Below are 1787 nucleotides of genomic sequence, written 5' to 3'. Positions count from 1 at the left end.
ATCTGTCGGGAGTTACGCACGGGTTGTGCGGTCAAAACATCCATATCTATCATTTTAACAATGAGACCAAACTCATCGCCTTCCATCGTTCGGACAAACAAGGCCCGAAAGATAGCGTCGTTGTGGTGGCTAATATGATGAATCAAAATCGCGACGGCTATGTCATCGGTTTTCCACGGGCCGGATTGTGGAAAACGCGTTTTAACAGTGACTCTTATAATTACGGCCCAAATTTTGCCAATCATCCCACCCCTGACGTCGAGGCCCATGAGGAAAAAATCGATGGGCTGCCCTGCTCCGGTGAAATCGGCATTGGGCCATACACAGTGGTAATTTTTTCACAGGATGAATAGGAGGACGTATGATGTCAATAAATTCTTGTGCCGACAGATGGATCGAAAACAGCCCGAAAGGCAGCCAGGTATGCCATTGACCTCGCAAAACAATTAAAGTGCTCGATAATTGTCGGGGTTTTAGAGCTTCGGTAAGAAATAATTGCCCATCTTGCTTGCCTTTTAACCCGACTGCCGCAAGTTATGACCTCGGCGAACGATTCCTCATTTTCATAACACACCTCAAATATTATTAAAATTGTTTATTGATCGTTCCTAATACACATTGTATGGTTCTTATTAACCAATCAAGGAACATGATGCGGCTTTGGATCTTCTTGTTATCTTTTTTAAACAAATTCGCAAAACGATCACATTACAGTGCCGACTTTCCCAATGAACAGCAAGCAACCCCCTGGAAAAATCGAACAAAAATTTAAGAAGTTTGGGGACGATAAAGGAAAGCTGCAATCCTTTATTGAAGTATTTGACAATATCCTGGGTTCGATTCGTGAACCTCTAGTGGTGCTTGATTCTGACTTGAAGGTTGTAAAAGCCAATCATTCCTTTTACCAAACCTTCAAGGTCAAGCCTGACGAGACCGAAGGAATCTTAATATACGATCTTGGCAACCGTCAATGGAACATTCCCAAGCTCAGGGAATTGCTTGAAGAGATCCTACCTCAAAACACCATATTTAATGACTTCGAGGTAGAACATCACTTTGAGACCATCGGCCGAAAGATAATGCATCTGAATGCCAGACGGATCTACAGAGAGGTAAACCAAACCCAGCTGATCCTTTTGGCCATCGAGGATGTGACTGAGCGTGAACATTACAAAAGAAATCTTGAGGAAATTGTCGAAAAGCGAACGGCCGAACTTGTCCTCGCAAGAAAAGAGGCGGAAGAAAGCAAAGATCTGTCTGAAACCGCCCTTTCTGAAACGAGAAAGTTAAAAGAACAACTCGAAGCTGAGAGAGCTTATCTTCAGGAAGAAATCAAACTGGAGTACAACCACGAGAACATAATCGGCAAAAGTGATGCCATCAATTACGTGTTTTACAAGGTTGAACAAATTGCCGGCACGGATACAAATGTCCTGGTTCTCGGTGAAACCGGCACCGGCAAAGAGCTGGTGGCGCGAGCGATTCACAACTTGAGCCTGCGTAAGGATCGCGCATTGGTTAAAATGAATTGTGCCGCGCTGCCTTCAAACCTTATCGAAAGCGAACTCTTCGGCCATGAGAAAGGTGCTTTCACCGGTGCTCATTCCAGGCGTCTGGGACGATTTGAGATTGCCGACGGCGCTACCCTGTTTTTGGATGAGATCGGCGAACTGCCGTTGGAATTGCAGCCCAAGTTGCTCCAGGTGATACAGACCGGTGAGTTTGAACGCTTGGGCAGTTCTGTGACGATAAAAGTCGATGTTCGAATTATTGCCGCTACCAATCGC

3 protein-coding genes are annotated in these 1787 nt (G+C 45.1%); all 3 read left to right on the top strand.

The features are described from left to right. A partial coding sequence (locus WBM60_RS13135) for an alpha amylase C-terminal domain-containing protein (protein WP_424283178.1) occupies positions 1 to 353 on the top strand: 353 nt, incomplete at its 5' end. Positions 354 to 380: 27 nt separating this feature from the next. Beyond that, positions 381 to 488 carry a hypothetical protein gene (locus tag WBM60_RS13130; protein ID WP_424283177.1) on the top strand — a complete coding sequence of 36 codons (108 nt, stop codon included), beginning with the start codon at positions 381 to 383 and terminating at the stop codon, positions 486 to 488. Between the two features lie 240 nt (positions 489 to 728). Continuing rightward, a partial coding sequence (locus WBM60_RS13125) for a sigma 54-interacting transcriptional regulator (RefSeq protein WP_424283176.1) occupies positions 729 to 1787 on the top strand: 1059 nt, incomplete at its 3' end.

Source organism: Eudoraea sp., from assembly GCF_049669105.1.
In the GTDB taxonomy this organism is placed as follows: Bacteria; Bacteroidota; Bacteroidia; order Flavobacteriales; family Flavobacteriaceae; genus Eudoraea.
This window is presented reverse-complemented; position numbering and strand designations above follow the sequence as displayed.